The sequence below is a fragment of the Methylobacterium sp. Leaf123 genome, from assembly GCF_001423405.1.
Lineage (GTDB): Bacteria > Pseudomonadota > Alphaproteobacteria > Rhizobiales > Beijerinckiaceae > Methylobacterium.
Map to the genome: position 1 here is coordinate 225,675 of NZ_LMNS01000001.1, position 2,936 is coordinate 228,610.

Annotated in this window: 3 protein-coding genes; 2 read left to right on the plus strand and 1 reads right to left on the minus strand. The window is 62.3% G+C overall.

Annotated elements, in window-relative coordinates; translation table 11 throughout:
- Positions 1-89: 89 nt before the first annotated feature.
- Positions 90-1,094: a helix-turn-helix domain-containing protein gene (locus ASF53_RS01060; protein WP_286134033.1), complete on the minus strand. Its 1,005-nt coding sequence runs from the start codon at positions 1,092-1,094 to the stop codon at positions 90-92.
- A 515-nt stretch (positions 1,095-1,609) separates the two neighbouring features.
- Between ASF53_RS01060 and ASF53_RS25490 the strand changes: the two genes are divergently transcribed.
- On the plus strand, positions 1,610-1,813 hold the full coding sequence (locus ASF53_RS25490) for a hypothetical protein (protein ID WP_156635314.1): 204 nt from the start codon (positions 1,610-1,612) through the stop codon (positions 1,811-1,813).
- A 129-nt stretch (positions 1,814-1,942) separates the two neighbouring features.
- On the plus strand, positions 1,943-2,743 hold the full coding sequence (locus ASF53_RS01065; protein ID WP_056192503.1) for a SapC family protein: 801 nt from the start codon (positions 1,943-1,945) through the stop codon (positions 2,741-2,743).
- The last annotated feature ends 193 nt before the right edge of the window (positions 2,744-2,936 follow it).

Consider the following 2,936-nt stretch of genomic DNA (forward strand, 5'->3'; position numbering starts at 1 on the left):
GCGTCTCTGAGGACAGAATGCCGGTTTGCCGGCAAATGACACCTTGAAACGGGCGACCCTCGTACCCCGATAAGGTCGTGCCGCTAGCCCTATCGGTTCCCGAGCCGGGGCCACCAGTCGTGCAGGACGTCGAGGTCGCTTCGCGCGTCCTTCTGGGCGAGGGCCACCTGCTCGGCGCGGAACTCGCTCGCCGTGATGCCGAACTGGGCGCGGAAGCTGCGGCTGAAATGAACCTTGCTGCGAAACCCGAAATCGGTCGCGAGCCGCGACAGGCGGCGGGTTTCCAGCGGGTCGCTGAGGGCGGCCCGGACCGCCAGAAGGCGCCGCTCCTGCACGGATCGCATGATGCCGCCATAGGGGGCGAACATCCGGTAGAGGGTCGCGCGCGACACGCCGATCTCGTGGGCGATCATCTCCGGCGACAGCTCCGGCGAGGCGAGATGGGTGCGGATCGTCTGCTCGGCGAGCGCGAGATGACTGGCGGCGAGCGTCGGCGTTTCCGTGATCTCTTCGGCGCGGGAGGGATCGAGCAGCGCGCGCAGAAAATCGAGCGTCTGCGTCACGACCTCCTCGGCATCCGGTTCGTCGATGAGGGTGCTGCGTTCCCGCAGCGCGGTCAGATGGGCGGCCAGAAGCCGGTTGCGCCCCGCATCGAGCCGCGGCGGCAGCGGGTTGTCGGCAAGGCTTGGCAGCAAGGCCCGCGGGACGACGAGCGCGATCGTGTCCGATGAGGCCGCGAGTGTCTCGACTTCCTGGGCGAGATCGATGATCGCGACCTGCGACGACCAGATCGTGGTTTGCTGGCCGCTGATGCGGCCGCTGAAACCGCCGACATTGTAGAGATGGAAGAGGATGTGATCCGGCGTGCGGGCGATGAGATCCCGGTCGCGGCGATAGCTCTGCGCCCCGAATACGACTCGTGCCACCATGATGTCGCCGATGACGGCCCCGCTCGCGGAACCCGTCGGACGGCGCTGATCGGGATGGAAGGCACGCGGTTCGAACAGGGGTCCGACGACGCCTCGCCAGACCTCGACCGCGATATCGTGCGGCAGTCCGGTCGTGAGATAATCCAAACGCTGGAGGAAGGTCACAGGAAAGTGGGGTTCCAAACAAGTATGAAGATATTTTCTTGATTTCAGAAAATCCTGGTGTTGCCTGCGAAGACAGCACAAACCTCCGTCCGACATCGCGAAGTTTCAATAGAAAGTCGTTGCAACAAGGATTAATCAATCATTAGCGGATTCGAAAGATTGGGTTTTTCATCGGAGGGATGCCATATCTTCTGGATGGGTTGCAAACTTTCGTGACGTGGTTGAGGCGCGAGCGAAGTTAACGTCGTCGGTTCCGGTTTCAAGGGCGACTTCCGTCGGTATTGAATGCTCTGACCATGGTGTCACCTTCCGGCACGGCTCTGACGATGATCCGCAATGCGTCCGCGGGGAGAAAATGTTCCGTCAGGTAGGCTGCGACGGAGGTCTCACCGCCTGTGAAAGATTGAAGTCGAGGTGAATCAGAGAAAAATTTCAGTAAATTCTAAAAATAATAACAAATTTAATACAAATTGAGGCGTGCGGGCGACGAAAATTCGTCATCGATCGCGAATTGATTGAGCCATTGCAGCCGCGATGCTGGTCTTGTTCGTGCCGATCGCGAGATTTCCGATCCCAGCTTTGGTGGCGCAACGAACTTTACGCCGGCAAACGACAAATTCGCGACGAAGTCGATCACGATTGCTTGCGGCGCTCCCGCGGCTAAGATCGCATCTTTCACTTATGTCAACCTGGTCGAGACTCCGGCCCTGCCGACCTGAGGGGATTGGGGTCTGAGACGCTGGATCAATAGAAATATGGAGCCGTCCCTCTGCAACGGTGGGCGGTACTGATATGCAGCAGGGCGCGAAGATGCGGAAATCGCACAAGCGCCGCAATGTGGGGTCGGAATGAGTAAGCAGCTTCTCATCTACGAGCGTGCCGTGCCGGTGACGCGTCAGCGTCATGGAGCGTGGTCAGTCAAGGCAGGTGCATCGTTCGAGTTCGCGCGCAGCGTCAACTCCGTGCCGCTGATGGTTGCCGAGTTTCCGAACGCTGCGGCCGAGTACACCATCGTCTTCGGCGGTGCGGAAGACGAGATCATCCCGGTTGCACTGCTCGGGATTCGCGACAACGAGAATCTCTACGTCTCCGACTCCGGCACCTGGGCCGGCACCTACGTCCCGGCCTTCCTGCGCCGCTACCCGTTCGTGTTCTCCAGCGACAACGCCAACGAGGCCGACGCGACCTTCACGCTCTGTGTCGATGAGGAGTTTTCCGGCTGCAACGACGAGGGCCGGGGCGAGCGCCTGTTCGATGCCGACGGCGAGCGCACGCAGTACCTGCAGAGCGTCCTGGGCTTCCTCCAGGCCTACCAGGTGCAGTTCCAGCGCACCAAGCTGTTCGTGAAGCGCCTGCAGGAGTTCGGCCTGCTGGAGCCGATGCAGGCGCAATTCACGCTGCGCAGCGGGCAGCGCTCGACCCTGTCGGGCTTCAGTGTGGTCAACCGCGAGCGCCTCAAGGCCCTGTCGCCCGAGCAGCTCGCCGAGCTGATGCAGGCGGACGAGATGGAGCTCGTCTATCTGCACCTCGCCTCGCTGCGGAACCTGACGCCGATCGCCGAGCGGATCGGCGGCCCGGTCGATGCAGCTCAGGCTGCGGAGACCGCTCCGTCCTCGCCGACGGACTTCGAGACGTCGGGCAACGCCTGATCCGGGAGGGACCCGCGCCGGCCTCTCAGACGGGCCGGCGCGGCGTCGCATGACCGGGCGGCGCCCCTTCGGGTGCCGCTTCAGATTTGAATGACGGTTTTTGCATTCCCGGCCACTTCGCCGTGTGCCGGGCAAAGCTGTCTGCTGCGCGTCCGCCAAGGGCGCCTGCGCCCAGGTTTTGGAGAGAGCGGCA